Here is a 15311-nt window from a genome sequence, read left to right as displayed (position 1 = left end):
GGCCGCGCTGGGCCATGACGTGGTCACCCCGGACGAGCCGATCGGCGGCGCCCAGGCCATCGCGATGCGGGATGAGGGCGTGCTCGAAGGAGCATCGGACCCGCGCAAGGATGGTTGCGCGATCGGTTATTGAACCGAGCGTCAGCGGTGGGTGGGTTGCAAACCCACCCTACGGGTGCTTGGGGCGTAGGGTGGGTTTGCAACCCACCGTCCGGTCAATTCAACTGGAAGTGCAGCGGATAGGATCCGTCCTCGAACTCGCCGAAGAGGTCGGGGATATCGGGGTGATCCACCGGCCGTCCGGAGTAATCCGCCACCAGGTTCTGCTCCGAGACATAGGCCACGTAGAAACTCTGATCGTTCTCGGCCAGCAGGTGATAGAACGGCTGTTCCCGCCGCGGCCGGCTGTCCTCGGGAATGGCGTTGTACCATTCCTCGGTGTTGTTGAACTCGGGGTCGACATCAAAGACAACACCGCGGAACGGATGCTTCTTGTGCCGGACCACCTGTCCCAAATGATATTTTGCGCGTGCTGTGTGCATTCCGGGGCCTCTATCGCCACAGGTTAGCGTCATCAAGGGGGGAATGTCCAATTTTCCGCCGGGAAATCAAGGAAACAAACTGTGAGCCCAGACCAGACAGTCCGCCGGCGGAGGCACGCCGCTGCCCGCCGGCCCCGGAAAACGTGATTTCCCTGACGGACGCTTTTCGCTACACTGCGACAAAACAAAAGACCAAAAAATACGAGCGAGAGGCAAATGAGCAGAGTCCTTCGCGCCATGGTGATTGTCCTGGCCGTCGCATCCTGCGGCGGTGGCAACCACTCCGCGCCGCGCAATCTTGATGACGCCTGTGCGATTCTCAAGCAGCGCCCGAAATACATCCGCGCCTTCCGCGCCACCGAGCGCCGCTGGGGCGTGCCGGTGCACGTCCAGATGGCGACGATCTATCAGGAAAGCAAGTTCATCGGCGATGCCCGCACGCCGCTGCGCTACACCCTGGGGGTGATCCCGATGGGCCGACAGAGCTCGGCCTTCGGCTATGCCCAGGCGCTGGACGCCACCTGGGACGAATACCGCGACGAGACCGGCAACCGCCGCGCCAAGCGCGACCAGATCACCGATGCCACCGATTTCATGGGCTGGTACATGAACAAGACCCGCGCCCGCAACGGCATCCCGCTGGTCGACGCCCGCAACCAGTACCTCGCCTATCACGAGGGCCACACCGGCTTTGCGCGCCAGTCCTACAACTCCAAGGCCTGGCTTCTGCGCGTCGCCGACGAGGTCGGCACCCGGGCGATCACCTACCAGATCCAGTTGTCGCGCTGCCGCCAGGCGCGCTGACCTTTTCGCCGCGCCCTGCCGCCCCATATTCATCCCGAGACAGAGGGAGACGACCGATGGACGACCAGACCCGTATCGAGCTTGAGGCCGCGGCTTTCCGCACCCTGCGAGAGCACCTGATGGAAAAGCGCACCGACGTGCAGAACATCGACCTGATGAACCTGGCCGGGTTCTGCCGCAACTGCCTGTCGCGCTGGTACCAGGAGGCCGCCAACGAACGCGGCATCGAGATGGACAAGGAAGAGGCGCGAGAGATCTTCTACGGCATGCCCTATTCCGAGTGGAAGGCCGCGCACCAGACCGAGGCCGGCGACGACCAGCAAGAGGCCTTCAAGACCGCCTTCGCCGAGAACGTCGCCAAGGACTGACCCCCTCCCCCGGTGCCTGCGAGGGAGAGGGGGCGAGGCTCAGCCGCGCAGCAGGATCTTTCCGCCCCGCCCCGGTGTGCGCGCCGCCGTGACCGCCTCGGTCACCTGATCGAGCCCGTAGGTGCCGCCGGTGTCGAGCGTCAGCGCGCCCTGCGCCGCCAGGGTCACCAGCTCCGTGATCAGCCGCTTGCGGTCCTCGGGCGCCAATTCGGCGCTGACCCGCGACCCCCAGAAGCCGCGCGCGGTGATCTGCTTCATGATCAGCGCGCCGGAAGACAGCGGCATCGGCGCGCCGGTGGCAGTGCCGAAGACCACCAGTTCGCCATCGGACGCCAGCAGATCGACCAGCGCCGCCGAGACGTCGCCCCCCACCGAATCGATGGCCGAAACCGCACCGTCGCCCACCAGCGCCGCCGCCCTTTCCTGCCAGTCCGCGTCGGACGTCGAGAGCACGTGCTCGGCCCCCAGCGCCGCGAGCTCAGCCGCCGCCTCGGGCCGGCGCACCAGGTTCAGCAGATGGATGCCGCGCGCCCGGGCCAGCGCCACCATGATCTTGCCCACCGCGCCATTGGCCGCGGTCTGGATGATCCAGTCGCCTTCACCGGCCTTCAGCGTCTCGAGCAGCGAGATGGCGCTGAACGGCATGGCGATGAGCTGTGCGCCGTCGGCGTCGCTGATCGCCTCTGGCAGCGGCAGCAGGCCACCGGCCGGCGCTGTGAAGTACTCGGCCCAGGCGCCATGCACCCCGGCCACCGCAACCCGCTGGCCCAACAGCGCCGCATCGACACCTGCGCCGACCTCGGCCACGGTGCCCAGCGCCTCGGATCCGCCGATGGCGCCCGGCAGGTCGGGCTTGTAGCCATAGGAGCCATGCACCGTCCAGAGATCATGGTTGTGGATCGGCGAGAGGGTCATCCTGACCAGCACCTCGCCGGCTTCGGGGGCGGGTGTGTCGACCTCGGTGGTGGCGAGCACCTCGACGGGCTCACCGAACGTGTCGTGAGTGGCAGCTTTCATGGCGAATGTCCTTCAGGATGTGGATGAGAGTTGGTTGTTGGTTTCTGCCAGCGCCTGTTGCAGCGGCACCTGAGATCGGTCGAGCTTGGCGAGGATCGCCGCGCCGAGCCACGTGGCATAGAGCATCCGGGCGGTGGCCTCGGGGTCATCGAAGCGCCTGAGCGAGCCATCCTCGGCACCGGCCCGCAAAAGCAGGGCAATCCGCTGCACCAGCTCCGCGATGCCGTCATTGAGCACTGCCCGCATGGGATCTGACAGGTCGGCGACCTCGGCCCCCAGCTTGACCACGAGACACTGGCTGGCGATCCCCGCGCCGCCCGCCTGCGCCAGCCACGCGGTCCAGAACCGGTCGAGCCTGTCGCGTGCCGTGCCGGGCCCGGCGATCAAGGCATCGAACCGCGCAAGGTAGGTCGCGACATAGTGCTCGAGCAGCGCCTTGCCAAAGTCTTCCTTGGACGAGAAGTAGTGGTAGAACGAACCCTTTGGGATGCCGCACTCCTTGAGCAACCGGGCAAGCCCGACGCCGCCAAAGCCGTGCCGGACCACCAGCGCCCGGCCGGTTTCCAGGATGTGCAGGCGCTTGAGATCGGATTTGCTGTGCTCTGTCATCCAACCGATCTAAGAAATAATAGACCGGTCGTCTATATCGCCTCACGCGGTTGTGCGCCTGCGCTACGCCGCCCTTTCAAAACAAAAACGCGTCCCGGAGGACGCGTTCAGTGCCGTTCGACACCGCGGCGTGATTTCAGCCGAACTGCCGCCGCGCCAGCTGGCTGCCCCGGCGCTCCTGCTCGAAGCGGACATAGCCGGTGCGCTCGGCCTCGAGATCGGCCTCCAGCGTGGCGATCCGTGCATCCTTGTCGGCCTGAAGCCCGACAGCAGTGCGCAATTCCGACCGCAGCGACTCGATCTCGGCCATATGCGGCGGCCGCACCATCCGCGAGGCGCGCAGCTTCCAGCCCAGACCGATACCGCCAAATGCTCCACAGAGCACCGCGGTCAACACGACCATACCATCCACCATAATTGCCCCCCTCACGTCATATACCGGCTGCGCGGCAAAACAGGCGGCTCGGGCACATCGTCAGGGGGCATTGCCGGTGCGGCGGTCGCACACCCTCCGGCAGGAGGCGGAGTCCACCCGCAGGTGGCATCCGCCCATTCCGCCCCGCCCCCCGACACAAGCCGGACGCGGCACCCCTGATGCAGCCCGGAGGCATCGCACCGGTCTCGCTCAGCCACAGACACCACGGCGCCGCGGCCGCCTCAAGACCCAAGCACAGGGCCGGCAGATATCAGCCCGAAAGCGTGGCTTTTGCGTCCCGCCTCGGCCGATCCTTGCCACCTGTGGCAGAGCTGCCGCAGGTCAGCTCACAGCGCGACCTTGCGACTCTCATCAATGTAGATTTGCCGTAGCCTTTTTGCCACAGGTCCCGGCACGCCTGCGCCCAGCGCCACGCCGTCGATCTGCACCACCGGGGTGACGAAACTCGAGGCGGAGGTGATGAAGGCCTCGTCGGCGGCCTGCGCCTCGGCAATGGTAAAGCTGCGCTCCTCGACCTTCATCTGCGCCTCCTCGGCAAAGCGAAGCACCGCGGCGCGGGTGATGCCATGCAGGATGTCGGTCGACAGTGCGCGGGTGATGATCCGGCCGCCCTTGACGATATAGGCGTTGTTCGAGGTGCCCTCGGTGACCGCGCCGTCCTCGACCATCCAGGCGTCATCGGCGCCGGCGGCCTTGGCCATCATCTTGCCCATCGACGGGTAGAGCAACTGCACCGTCTTGATGTCGCGCCGGCCCCAGCGGATGTCATCGATCGAGATCACCTTGAGGCCGCGGTCCGCCTCCGTGCTCTCGGCCAGGTTCGGCTTGGCCTGGGTAAAGAGCACCACGGTCTGCGGCGTGGTCTCGGGGTCGGGAAAGATGAAGTCCCGGTCGCCGGGCGCGCCCCGGGTGATCTGAAGATAGACCAGCCCGTCGTCGATGCCGTTGCGCGCCACCAGCTCGCGGTGGATCTCCAGCAGCGCCGCCTCGGCCAGCGGAACGCCCATGCCCAGCGCCTCGAGCGACCGTTCCAGCCGCCGGGCGTGGCCGGGGAAATCCACCAGCTTGCCGCCCAGCACCGAGGTCACCTCGTAGACGCCATCGGCCATCAGGAAGCCGCGATCGAAGATCGAGACCCGCGCCTCGCCCTCGGGCAGATACTCTCCGTTCAGATAGACGGTGCGGGCCATCGGCTCTCTCCTGTCAGCGGTCAGCCCCAGAGGGCCGGGTCAGAGGGGTGCACCCCCAGGTCATCGAATTGCAGCGGCGCGGCGCGGTCTTCGGCCAGAAGCAGCGGCCCGTCAAGATCGGTCACCGCCGCGCCCTGCGCCACCAGCACGGCCGGCGCCATCGCCAGCGACGAGCCGACCATGCAACCCACCATGATGTCGAAGCCGGCGTCGCGCGCGGCAGCACGCAGCGCCAGTGCCTCGGTGAGCCCGCCGGTCTTGTCGAGCTTGATGTTGACCATGTCATAGTTCCCCGCCAGTCCGGCCAGCGAGGCGCGGTCATGGCAGCTCTCGTCGGCACAGACCGGCACCGGCCGCGCCAGTCCGCACAGCGCCTCATCCTCACCGGCGGGCAGCGGCTGCTCCACCAGCGCCACGCCCAGCCGCTGCAGATGCGGCGCGAGGTCGGCATAGATCTCGGCGCTCCAGCCCTCGTTGGCGTCGACGATGATCCGCGCCCCCGGTGCGCCGGCGCGCACCGCCTCGAGCCGCGCCATGTCATCCGGCGTGCCCAGCTTGACCTTCAGAAGCGGCCGGTGGCGGTGCCTCTCCGCCTGCGCCCGCATCTTCTCCGGCGTATCCAGAGACAGGGTAAAGGCGGTGATCTCCGGCCCCGGCCGCGCCAGCCCGGCCATCTCCCAGACCCGCCGCCCGGCCTGCCGTGCCTCGATGTCCCAGAGCGCGCAATCCACCGCATTGCGCGCCGCCCCCGCCGGCAGCGCCTGCTGCAGCTCTGCCCGGCTGATCGCCTCGGGCAGCCCCGCCACCTGCGCCTCGACCGAGGCCAGGGTCTCGCCATAGCGCGCATAGGGCACGCATTCGCCGCGCCCGCGCACCCCATCGCGCGCCACCGTCACCGTCAGCACCTGTGCCTCGGTCCGGCTGCCGCGCGAGATGGTGAACACCTCCGCCAGCTGGAATGTCTCGCGCTCTGTCCGGATCATGCCGCTCCCCGCTTCATCTTGCCTGCTAAACTCCCGCCGGAGGCTCCCGCATCCTCCTCCCGCACCGCCGCCCACAACCAGAGCGCAAGAGCCCCGCGAGGACGGCCCGCAAGGGCCGGAAGAGCGCCGCCCGTCACAGCGCGTCGAGCGCCGCGACCAGCCGTTCGGCCCCCTGCCGGAACGGATCCACCGTAGGAAGTCCCATGCGCGCCTCGACCTCCGCGAGGTAGTGCTCGGCCTCCTCCTCCGCCATCGCCGCGGTATTGACCGAGATGCCCACCACCTGGCAGGCCGGGTTGGCCACCCGCGCCAGTGGCAGCGCCATGTCGCGCAGCGCCTCGAGCGTGGGCAGCTGGTAGTCCGGCAGCCCGCGCATGTGGCCGCGGGTCGGCTCGTGGCTGAGGATCAGCGCATCCGGCTGGCCGCCGTGGATCAGCGCCAGGGTCACGCCGGAAAACGAGACGTGGAACAGGCTGCCCTGCCCCTCGATGATGTCCCAGTGATCGGCGTCATTGTCGGGCGTCAGCCATTCCACCGCGCCGGCCATGAAGTCCGCCACCACGGCGTCAAGCGGGATGCCCTCGCCGGTGATCAGGATGCCGGTCTGGCCGGTCGGACGGAAGGTGCTCTTCAGCCCTGCCGCCTTCATCGCCCGGTCGAGCGCCAGACCGGTATACATCTTGCCCACCGAGCAGTCCGTGCCCACCGCCAACACCCGCTTGCCGCTGCGTTTGACGCCATTGGCGATCGGGTACTCCACCGCCGGCACCCGCACGTCGTGCAGGGTGCGGCCGTGTTTTTCGGCCGCCGCCACCAGGTCGGGCGCGTCGCGCAGCAGGTTGTGCAGGCCCGAGGCCAAGTCGAAGCCCGCCTCCAGCGCCGCCACCAGCACCTCTTTCCAGGCCCGGCTGATCACCCCGCCGCGATTGGCGACGCCGATCACCAGGGTCTCAGCGCCCGCCGCGCGGGCCTCGGCCAGCGTCATGTCGGGCAGGCCCAGGTCGGCCTTGCAGCCCACCATGCGGAACTGGCCGACCGCATTGTCGGGCCGCCAGTCCTTGATCCCCTGCGCCACCTTGGCGGCCAGAGCATCGGGCGCATCGCCGAGAAACAGCAGATAGGGTGTCTTGATCACGGCAGGCCGCCTCCTGAATAGATGTGTCGGGCGCAAGCTATAGCGCGGCACACGGTTGATGAACTCCCGAATCCGCGCGCGGTTTCAGGGTATTCCGCAACATCCTCCTGCCATCCTGCGCATGCGCCGAAGAAACGTGCAACCCGGCCGCGCCCTGCGCGGAAAATCCCCGTCTGGCCCCGCGGCCTCTGGTGTTCCGCACAGGATATAATGCTGCACCTGCAAAATCCACTTGCGCGACGCAGCGCAATTTAATATCGCTAGGGCCGATCCGAAAGCAATTTCCTTACCGAGAGGCGCACCCATGTCCTTCCGCATCCAGCCCCAGGCCCCGGCCCGTCCGAATCGCTGCCAGCTGTTTGGCCCCGGCTCGCGGCCGGCGATCTTCGAAAAGATGGCCGGTTCGGCGGCGGATGTCATCAACCTCGATCTCGAGGATTCGGTCGCCCCCTCTGACAAGGACAGCGCCCGGGCAAATGTCATCCAGGCAATCGGCGACATCGATTGGGGGAAAAAGACGCTCTCGGTGCGGATCAACGGGCTCGACACGCCGTGGTGGTACCGCGACGTGGTCGACCTGCTGGAACAGGCCGGCGAGCGGCTCGACCAGATCATGATCCCCAAGGTCGGCTGCGCCGCCGATCTCTACGCGGTCGATGCGCTGGTCACCGCGGTCGAGACCGCCAAGGGCCGCAACACGAAGATCGCCTTCGAGGTGATCATCGAAAGCGCCGCCGGCATCGCCCATGTCGAGGAGATCGCCGCCGCCTCGCCGCGGCTCGAGGCGATGAGCCTCGGCGCGGCCGATTTCGCCGCCTCCATGGGCATGGCCACCACCGGTATCGGTGGCACACAGGAGACCTACTACATGATCCACGAGGGCCAGAAGCACTGGTCCGATCCCTGGCATTGGGCGCAGGCCGCCATCGTCGCCGCCTGCCGCACCCACGGTGTGCTGCCGGTCGACGGGCCGTTCGGCGATTTCTCGGATGATGAGGGCTACCGCGCCCAGGCGCTGCGCTCGGCGACGCTGGGGATGGTCGGCAAATGGGCGATCCACCCCAAACAGGTGGCGCTGGCCAACGAGGTCTTCACCCCGTCAGACAAAGCGGTGACCGAGGCGCGCGAGATCCTCGCCGCGATGGAAGAGGCCAAGGCCAAGGGCGAGGGCGCGACCGTCTACAAGGGCCGGCTGGTCGATATCGCCTCGATCAAGCAGGCCGAGGTGATCGTGCGGCAATCAGAGATGATCGCCGGTAACTGAACCTTAGCGGTTTCGGTCTATGACGGTACAGCCCTCCTCACGGGGCCGGTTTGTACTGGAGTTGTCATGACCCAACCGCTCACGCTCTTGCATTCTGCCGAGGTCCATCGCCGGACCTTCGATGTGCTGCGCGATGCCATTGCGCCCATGGCGCGGCTCGACCACCAGGTGCGCAGCGACTGGCTGGCGCGGGCCCGGAACGAGGGGATGACGCGGCAACTGGCGGCCGAGATCCGCAAGGCCGTAACGGCGGCGCCGGGCCCGGTGCTTTGCACCTGCACCACCCTGGGCGAGGCCGCGGCAGAGGCCGGCGCGATCCGCATCGATCAACCGATGATGGCGGCTGCGGCGCAGTCCGACGGCCGCATCCTCCTGGTCTGCGCGCTCAAGACCTCTGTCGCGCCCAGCCGGGCGCTGCTCCAGACCTGTCTCGACACGGCCGGGACCGGCTCCCCTGTGACAGTTCTGGTGCTCGAGGAGTTCTGGCCCCTCTTCGAGGCCGGGCAAACCGCCAATTTCTGCGCCGCCATCGCCGCGGCGGTGATCGAGGCGGTGCAGGCCCGGCCGGATTTCCGCACCGTGGTGCTGGCGCAGGCCTCGATGGCAGAGGCGGTGCACTTGCTCGATGGCGTCGGGCCGCGGGTTCTGGCCGCGCCGGAACCGGCCTTGCGGCACGCGCTGAGCCTGGCATGACACCCGCCCGCCGCGCGCTAGGGGGCCCGTTATGACGGGTACGGTCAAGGTCTCCGGCTGCGCGGAGCATTTTGCGGCACCGTTCGGAGTATCGGCCTCATGCGACGGTTGACGGAAACGGACCACCGCCGGGCCATAGCGCCATGACCTGGCGCGAAAATGTGGCGCGGCGGGCCGCGACACCGACCTGACGCAGCGGCAGAGGGGCGGTGTGACCGCATCGGTCCCGGCCACAATCGGACACCTCCGTCCGAGGGGGCGCGTGCGGACGCAAGACAAGGTGCCGGCTGGCGCGACGGTCGCGCAGATTGTGATATCGCTCGGCCTCATTCAGCGGTACCCTTAGGTCATGACTCTTGACCTGTTTTCCGCGCTGGCGGTCTTTGCGCTTGTCGGCGCCATCACCCCCGGCCCCAACAACCTGATGCTGCTGGCCTCCGGCGCCAATTTCGGGCTGAAGCGGTCCTTGCCGCACCTGCTGGGGATCATCCTCGGGTTTCCGGGCATGATCTTCCTCGTCGGCCTCGGCGCGCTGAGCGCCTTTGAGCGTTGGCCGGTGCAGCATCACGTGCTGCTGGCCGGTTCGGTGGTCTATATGCTTTGGCTCGCCTGGAAGATCGCCAATGCCGCCCCGCCCTCCGAAACGCCGACCCGGGCGCGGCCGCTGACCTTCCTGCAATCGGCCGGCTTCCAGTGGATCAACCCCAAGGCCTGGACCATGGCGCTTGGCGCGATCACGCTTTACGCCGCCGACCGCGACCTGGCCTCTCTGCTCTGGGTGGTGGGCGCCTATGTCGCCGCCGGCGTGCTCAGCACCACGGTCTGGACGACGCTGGGTCAGCAGCTGCGGCGCATCCTGCGGTCGCCGCGGCAGTTGCGGCTGTTCAACCGGGCGATGGCGCTCTTGCTGCTCGCCTCGCTGGTGCCGGCGCTTCTGTCGGTCTGAGGCGCGCCAAAGATTGCATCCGTCGCCGCATCGCGCCATATACCCCTTGATGAAAAGGAGGTGTCGCATGGCGCATTATCTCGATTTTGAGAAACCGCTGGCCGAGATCGAGGGCAAGGCAGAAGAGCTGCGGGCCATCGCCCGCCAGAGCGACGACCCGATGGACGTCGAGGAAGAGGCCAATGCGCTCGACCGCAAGGCCGCGACCATGCTCAAGGACCTCTACAGGGAGCTGACGCCCTGGCGCAAATGCCAGGTGGCGCGGCATCCGCAGCGACCACATTGCAAGGATTACATCGAGGCGCTGTTCACCGAGTTCACGCCGCTGGCCGGCGACCGCCAGTTCGGCGAGGATCTCGCGGTGATGGGCGGGCTGGCGCGGCTCGATGACACGCCGGTGATGGTGATCGGCCACGAGAAGGGTCATGACACCCAGTCGCGGCTCGACCGCAACTTCGGCATGGCGCGCCCCGAAGGCTATCGCAAGGCGGCGCGGCTCCTGGACATGGCTGACCGGTTCGGCCTGCCGGTGATTTCGCTGGTCGACACCGCCGGCGCCTATCCCGGCAAGGGCGCCGAAGAGCGCGGCCAGTCCGAGGCGATTGCGCGCTCGACCGAGGCCTGCCTCGCGGTGCGCGTGCCGCTGATCTCTGTGATCATCGGCGAGGGCGGCTCTGGCGGGGCGGTGGCCTTTGCCACGGCCAACCGCGTGGCGATGCTGGAACATTCGGTCTATTCGGTGATCTCGCCCGAGGGCTGCGCCTCGATCCTGTGGAAGGACTCCGACAAGATGCGCGAGGCGGCACAGGCGCTGCGTCTGACCGCGGAAGACCTCTACAAACTGGGGGTCTGCGACCGGATCATTCCCGAGCCGATGGGCGGCGCCCAGCGTGACCGCTCCGGCACGATCAAGACCGTCGGCCGCGCCATCGAACAGATGCTCGCGGACCTCTCGGCCAAGGACGGTGACGCGCTGCGCAAGGAACGGCGCAAGAAGTTCCTCGACCTCGGCTCCAAGGGGCTGGCGGCCTGATGCTGACCTGTCTGTCCATCGCAGCCGCGTCCCGGACCTGATCCGGGACGGGCTTTCGAACCACTTGGGGTGCGCCGACTGTCGCTGCGCCTGTCTTTCGCATCAGACGCCCGCGCGCGTTGACAGTGGGCTGCAAGCCCGCCGCAACGCGGCCCGGCGTCACTGCCGCCCGTCAGTTCGCCAGCATCCGCAGCCCCTGGGTCACGTCCGAGCGCACCGCCAGCCGCAGGCCGGGCTCATCGCCGGCCTTGAGCGCGGCGATGATCAGACGGTGGAAATGCGGCGCCTCGGTGCGGCGCAGCCGGCCATAAAGCGCCCGCATCGTCGGTCCGAGTTGCAGCCAGACCGTCTCGGCCATGGCCAGCATCGCCGGCGCCTGGGCGCGCAGGTAGAGCGTGCGGTGAAACTCCAGGTTGGCGCGGATATAGCCCACCGCATCGCGGTTCGAGATCACGTCGGCGATCGTCAGGTTGATCGAATGCAGCCGCTCGATCAGCGCGATATGCGCCCGCGGCAGCGCCCGGCTGGCAAGCTCCACCTCGATCAGCGACCGCAACGCCGCCAGTTCCTCGATCCGGTCGTTCGACAGCTCCGGCGTGGCCACCCGCCCCGACGACGACAGCGACAGCGCGCCCTCGGCCACCAGCCGCCGCACCGCCTCTCGCGCGGGGGTCATCGAGACGCCGTATTCGGCGCCAATGCCACGCAGGGTCAGCGCCGCGCCGGGGGCGATCTCGCCATACATGATCTGCGAGCGCAGCCCGCGATAGACCTTGTCATGGGTCGAAACCGCGCTGTCGGGCTTGGGATTAATCAACATGGGCCAACTGAGATCACAAAATCCGCTGCCCGCAACCGGCTTCAGGAAAACCGGATGCGGTGAAGCGCCGCGCCCTCGCGGTGCAGCCAGCGGCGCTGCACCTCGTAGGGGCCGTGGAGCCGCGTCACCACCGCCCAGAAATCGGCCGAATGGTTCATCTCCTGCAGGTGCGCGACCTCATGGGCGGCGACATAGTCGAGCACCTCCGGCGGCGCGAGGATCAGCCGCCAGGAATACATCAGCCCGCCATCGGCGGTGCAACTGCCCCAACGCGAGCGGGTGTCGCGCAGTGTGAGCCGCGCATAACCGCGCCCGAGCCGCGCCGCGTAGCGATCGGAGGCCTCGGCCAGCCGGCTGCGGGCATGGGTCTTGAGAAACCCCAGCAACCGGGAGGCCACCCGATCCTCCGGCCCCGGCACCAGCACCTCGTCCCGACCCAGCACCACCCGGCGCCCCGCACCGGCCACCACCTGCCGTGCCACGCCCTCGATCGGCAGCACCGCGCCAAGACCGACCGCCACCGCGTCGTCCTGCTGCGCGAGGTGCCCGCGCAGCCAGGCTTCCTTTTCCCGGGCAAAGGCCAGCGCCGCGCGCTCCGACACGCCGCGCGGGCGGGTCAGGGTCACGGTGCCGTCGAGAGAGGAGATTCGCAGCGAGATCCGCCGGGCGCGTGCGGATGTGCGCAACTGTAGCGGCACCGGGGGGTTGCCGGGGAGCGAATGTTGGCCCATATGGGGTCCTTGAACTGCCGATCCGGTGCCTTTTGCCAAAGGCTTTGACACGGGCACTGGTCTTATGGCAGGGGACCGCAATTGCCCGCAAGACTGAAAGTGTAAGAGGGACCCAGATGCCCAAGGAAGAATGGGGAACGAAACGCCTTTGCCCGACCACCGGCAAGCGATTCTATGACCTGAACGCCAATCCGATCGTCAGCCCCTATACGGGCGAAGTGCTGGAATTCGACCGGTCCAAGAACCGCATGATCGAAGCCGACGCCGAGGATGCCGCGACGGCCAAGAAGGCCAAGACCGACGACGACGTTGTGCTCGAGGACGATGATGCAGAGGTCGATGTCGATCTCGGCGACGACATTCTCGAGGACGAGGATGACGATGACAACGTGCCGCTCGAAGAGATCGCCGATGTCGCCTCCGAGGATGACGACTCCTGATCGGAAAAAACCGCACAGGGGGGTGAGATTTTCGCTTGAACCTCCCTGCGCCTTTCCTTAAGACGCGCTTCACGAGGACGACGCGTCATCGGAAAGGGGCCTTAGCTCAGTTGGGAGAGCGCTTGCATGGCATGCAAGAGGTCAGGGGTTCGACTCCCCTAGGCTCCACCAAATCCCTCCTTCGGGACGGATGGCAAAAAAGACCGGGCTCAGCCCCGGTTTTTTGCGTTTCAGGGGCCGGAGGCGCGCCCCCGGATGCCCCGGCTCGGCAAAACCTGAAACTTCTCGGCGAAAATTGCGACGGAACCCTGCGCATGTGCCGTTGAAGCCCTGAACCGCCCCCCAAGAGCGGTTCTCTGGCAAGACACCGCCCGGGCCCCGCGCCCTGCCTTGCCCGCCGCCCCCCAGCGGCGGGTGCCACCACTCACGGGTCGGCAGGGTGCGGGATCGGGCCGGACAGGAGAAAGACCCGCATGACCCCCACCTCCAGATATATCGCCCTGGGTTTCCTCGGCTGCATCTCGCTGCTCGCCGGCGCCTCGGTGGCGCAGCAACCCCGCCCGCCGGCGCCGGACCTCACGTCCATGGCCGACGCGCTGAAGGTGCCGCAGGACAGGCTGGCCGGTTGTCTTGGCGACCGTCCGGCCCCCGGCACCCGGCCACCGCCGCCGGATGCCGGCAAGATCGCCGCCTGTCTCGCCAAGGCCGGCCACGAGGTCGCCAGCTCCGACGTCGCCGCCGCCCTTGACCGCGCCGCCCCGGCTCGCCGCTGACCACCTGCCACTGGCAAAGCCCGGCATTCGCAGCTAGCAGGGGCAGGTTCGTCCCAGCAGAAGGCCCCCGCGATGACCGCTTTGATGATCCAGGGCACCGGCTCGAATGTCGGCAAGTCGATGGTGGTGGCCGGGCTGGCCCGGGCGGCGCGCCGCCGTGGCCTTTCGGTGGCCCCGTTCAAGCCGCAGAACATGTCGAACAACGCCGCCGTCACCGCCGATGGCGGCGAGATCGGCCGGGCGCAGGCGCTGCAGGCGCGGGCCGCGGGGCTGCGGCCGGTGGTCGACATGAACCCGGTACTGCTCAAGCCCGAGACCGACACCGGCGCGCAGGTCGTCGTTCAGGGTCAGCGCTGGGCCACCGCGCGGGCGCGGGACTATGCCGCGATGAAGCCGAAACTGATGGGCGCGGTGCTCGAGAGCTTCAACCGGCTGCGCGCCGCCCATGACCTGGTGATCGTCGAGGGCGCCGGCAGCCCGGCCGAGGTCAACCTGCGGCCCGGCGACATTGCCAACATGGGATTTGCCCGCGCCGCCGGGGTGCCGGTGGTGCTATGCGGCGATATCGACCGCGGCGGCGTCATCGCCCAGATCATCGGCACCCAAGCAGTACTGGAGCCCGGCGATGCGGCGCTGGTGGCGGGCTTCATGATCAACAAGTTCCGCGGCGACCCAAGCCTGTTCGACGACGGCTATGGCTTGATCGCCGCGCGCACCGGCTGGCCCGGGTTCGGCGTGCTGCCGTGGTTTCCCGAGGCCTGGCGTCTGCCGGCCGAGGATGCGCTCGATGTCGCGGCGCCGCGGCGTACGCAGGGCCTGCATGTGGTCTGCCTGCGGCTGTCGCGGATTGCCAACTTCGACGATCTCGATCCGCTGGCGCAGGAGCCCGGTGTCAGGCTGACGATGCTGGCACCCGGCCAGCCCGTTCCCGGCGATGCCGACCTGGTGATCGTGCCCGGCACGAAATCCACCCGCGGCGACCTGGCCTTCCTGCGCGCCCAGGGTTGGGACATCGACATCGCCGCCCATCACCGCCGCGACGGCCACGTGCTGGGTATCTGCGGCGGCTACCAGATGCTGGGGCAGAGCATCGCCGACCCTCAAGGTGTCGAGGGTCCGCCGGGGCGCGACCCGGGGCTCGGCCTGCTGCAGGTCGACACGGTGATGCAGCCGCACAAGCGCCTGAGCGAAACCCGCGCGGTGCATACTGCCAGCGGGCTAGGCTTTTCCGGCTACGAGATCCACATGGGCACCAGCGACGGCGCCGACCGCGCACGTCCCTTTGCCAGCATCGCCGGCACGCCGGAGGGCGCGGTCTCGGCCGATGGCCGGGTGCAGGGCAGCTATCTGCACGGGATGTTCTGCGACGACGCCTTTCGCGCCGGCTTTCTGGCGCAGTTCGGCACGGTTTCCGAGGGCGGTTACGACAGCCAGGTCGAGGCCGCGCTCGACGCGCTGGCCGATCACCTCGAGTCCCATCTCGACGTCGATGCCCTGCTCGCAACAGCGCGGTAAAACCTCTCGTTT

The 15311-nt window shown here is 67.9% G+C and carries 18 protein-coding genes and 1 tRNA gene; 10 read left to right on the top strand and 9 right to left on the bottom strand.

Features of this window, described 5'->3' with window-relative positions; genetic code table 11:
- Positions 1-215 precede the first annotated feature (215 nt).
- The gene (gene hspQ / locus VOI27_RS14360) at positions 216-542 is read right to left on the bottom strand and encodes a heat shock protein HspQ (RefSeq protein WP_323766044.1); all 327 of its coding nucleotides are present in this window, start codon (positions 540-542) and stop codon (positions 216-218) included.
- A 216-nt stretch (positions 543-758) separates the two neighbouring features.
- Here hspQ and VOI27_RS14355 point away from each other — a divergent pair, with 216 nt between their 5' ends.
- Both VOI27_RS14355 and VOI27_RS14350 read left to right on the top strand, forming a co-directional pair.
- A complete protein-coding gene (locus tag VOI27_RS14355) occupies positions 759-1346 on the top strand; it encodes a lytic transglycosylase (protein ID WP_323766043.1) in 588 nt (195 codons plus the stop codon).
- A 56-nt stretch (positions 1347-1402) separates the two neighbouring features.
- Positions 1403-1714 carry a DUF1244 domain-containing protein gene (locus tag VOI27_RS14350; protein ID WP_323766042.1) on the top strand — a complete coding sequence of 104 codons (312 nt, stop codon included), beginning with the start codon at positions 1403-1405 and terminating at the stop codon, positions 1712-1714.
- 39 nt (positions 1715-1753) lie between these two features.
- On the opposite strand, the gene VOI27_RS14345 is transcribed toward VOI27_RS14350, so the two are convergent.
- The 6 genes from VOI27_RS14345 to dgcN all read right to left on the bottom strand — a co-directional run bounded on the left by VOI27_RS14345 (position 1754) and on the right by dgcN (position 7084).
- On the bottom strand, positions 1754-2731 hold the full coding sequence (locus tag VOI27_RS14345; RefSeq protein WP_323766041.1) for a zinc-binding dehydrogenase: 978 nt from the start codon (positions 2729-2731) through the stop codon (positions 1754-1756).
- A gap of 12 nt (positions 2732-2743) precedes the next feature.
- Positions 2744-3340, bottom strand: a complete 597-nt coding sequence (locus tag VOI27_RS14340; RefSeq protein WP_323766040.1) for a TetR/AcrR family transcriptional regulator — start codon at positions 3338-3340, stop codon at positions 2744-2746.
- Between the two features lie 136 nt (positions 3341-3476).
- Complete coding sequence (locus VOI27_RS14335; RefSeq protein ID WP_323766039.1) at positions 3477-3743, bottom strand: hypothetical protein; 267 nt, start codon at positions 3741-3743, stop codon at positions 3477-3479.
- A 359-nt stretch (positions 3744-4102) separates the two neighbouring features.
- Positions 4103-4966 (bottom strand): D-amino-acid transaminase, encoded by an 864-nt coding sequence (locus VOI27_RS14330; RefSeq protein ID WP_323766038.1) that lies wholly within the window; start codon positions 4964-4966, stop codon positions 4103-4105.
- Positions 4967-4986: 20 nt separating this feature from the next.
- The gene (gene dgcA / locus VOI27_RS14325; protein ID WP_323766037.1) at positions 4987-5949 is read right to left on the bottom strand and encodes an N-acetyl-D-Glu racemase DgcA; all 963 of its coding nucleotides are present in this window, start codon (positions 5947-5949) and stop codon (positions 4987-4989) included.
- Positions 5950-6082: 133 nt separating this feature from the next.
- Complete coding sequence (dgcN, locus tag VOI27_RS14320) at positions 6083-7084, bottom strand: N-acetyltransferase DgcN (protein WP_323766036.1); 1002 nt, start codon at positions 7082-7084, stop codon at positions 6083-6085.
- A 304-nt stretch (positions 7085-7388) separates the two neighbouring features.
- On the opposite strand from dgcN, the gene VOI27_RS14315 reads away from it, so the two are divergent.
- The 4 genes from VOI27_RS14315 to VOI27_RS14300 all read left to right on the top strand — a co-directional run bounded on the left by VOI27_RS14315 (position 7389) and on the right by VOI27_RS14300 (position 11020).
- Positions 7389-8348, top strand: coding sequence for an L-malyl-CoA/beta-methylmalyl-CoA lyase (locus VOI27_RS14315; protein ID WP_323766035.1), 960 nt, complete (start codon positions 7389-7391; stop codon positions 8346-8348).
- A gap of 66 nt (positions 8349-8414) precedes the next feature.
- Positions 8415-9041 carry a hypothetical protein gene (locus VOI27_RS14310; RefSeq protein WP_323766034.1) on the top strand — a complete coding sequence of 209 codons (627 nt, stop codon included), beginning with the start codon at positions 8415-8417 and terminating at the stop codon, positions 9039-9041.
- 349 nt (positions 9042-9390) lie between these two features.
- Entirely contained in the window at positions 9391-9987 is a 597-nt protein-coding gene (locus VOI27_RS14305; RefSeq protein ID WP_323766033.1) for a LysE family translocator, read from the top strand.
- 67 nt (positions 9988-10054) lie between these two features.
- Complete coding sequence (locus VOI27_RS14300; RefSeq protein ID WP_323766032.1) at positions 10055-11020, top strand: acetyl-CoA carboxylase carboxyltransferase subunit alpha; 966 nt, start codon at positions 10055-10057, stop codon at positions 11018-11020.
- 172 nt (positions 11021-11192) lie between these two features.
- Here the strand turns inward: VOI27_RS14300 and VOI27_RS14295 are convergent, their stop codons facing one another.
- Both VOI27_RS14295 and VOI27_RS14290 read right to left on the bottom strand, forming a co-directional pair.
- Positions 11193-11840 carry a GntR family transcriptional regulator gene (locus VOI27_RS14295; RefSeq protein ID WP_048533000.1) on the bottom strand — a complete coding sequence of 216 codons (648 nt, stop codon included), beginning with the start codon at positions 11838-11840 and terminating at the stop codon, positions 11193-11195.
- Between the two features lie 41 nt (positions 11841-11881).
- Positions 11882-12571 (bottom strand): SprT family zinc-dependent metalloprotease, encoded by a 690-nt coding sequence (locus VOI27_RS14290; protein WP_323766031.1) that lies wholly within the window; start codon positions 12569-12571, stop codon positions 11882-11884.
- 116 nt (positions 12572-12687) lie between these two features.
- Here VOI27_RS14290 and VOI27_RS14285 point away from each other — a divergent pair, with 116 nt between their 5' ends.
- The 4 genes from VOI27_RS14285 to VOI27_RS14270 all read left to right on the top strand — a co-directional run bounded on the left by VOI27_RS14285 (position 12688) and on the right by VOI27_RS14270 (position 15299).
- On the top strand, positions 12688-13011 hold the full coding sequence (locus VOI27_RS14285; protein ID WP_323766030.1) for a TIGR02300 family protein: 324 nt from the start codon (positions 12688-12690) through the stop codon (positions 13009-13011).
- A 95-nt stretch (positions 13012-13106) separates the two neighbouring features.
- Positions 13107-13182, top strand: a tRNA-Ala gene (locus VOI27_RS14280).
- Between the two features lie 302 nt (positions 13183-13484).
- Positions 13485-13784 (top strand): hypothetical protein, encoded by a 300-nt coding sequence (locus tag VOI27_RS14275; RefSeq protein ID WP_323766029.1) that lies wholly within the window; start codon positions 13485-13487, stop codon positions 13782-13784.
- 72 nt (positions 13785-13856) lie between these two features.
- Entirely contained in the window at positions 13857-15299 is a 1443-nt protein-coding gene (locus VOI27_RS14270; RefSeq protein WP_323766028.1) for a cobyric acid synthase, read from the top strand.
- Positions 15300-15311 lie beyond the last annotated feature (12 nt).

It is taken from the genome of Marinovum sp. (assembly GCF_034669705.1).
Taxonomy (GTDB): domain Bacteria; phylum Pseudomonadota; class Alphaproteobacteria; order Rhodobacterales; family Rhodobacteraceae; genus Marinovum.
This window is presented reverse-complemented; position numbering and strand designations above follow the sequence as displayed.